Raw genomic sequence first — 361 nt, forward strand, 5'->3', positions numbered from 1 at the left:
CTCAGTACCCTGCCACAGCTGCGCGATGTCAGCAGTGACTGGCAGGATCAGGGACTGGAAGCCTATGTCAAAGTGGACCGCGACAGCGCCAGCCGCCTCGGCATCAGCATGGCGGATGTCGATAACGCCCTGTACAACGCGTTTGGTCAGCGGCTGATTTCCACTATTTATACTCAGGCTAACCAGTATCGCGTGGTGCTGGAACACAACACCGAAAATACCCCAGGCCTCGCGGCGCTGGATACCATTCGCCTGACCAGCAGCGACGGTGGCGTGGTGCCGCTAAGCTCAATTGCCAAAATTGAGCAGCGTTTTGCGCCGCTCTCCATCAACCATCTGGATCAGTTCCCGGTAACGACCA

Annotated in this window: 1 protein-coding gene; it reads left to right on the plus strand. The window is 57.6% G+C overall.

What is annotated here, in order from left to right; genetic code table 11:
* The coding region (locus SB756_RS28550; protein ID WP_410912864.1) for an efflux RND transporter permease subunit at nt 1-361 on the plus strand (361 nt) is incomplete at both ends.

The organism is Pseudomonas sp. SIMBA_068 (assembly GCF_046534705.1).
Classification (GTDB): Bacteria; Pseudomonadota; Gammaproteobacteria; order Pseudomonadales; family Pseudomonadaceae; genus Aquipseudomonas; species Aquipseudomonas putida.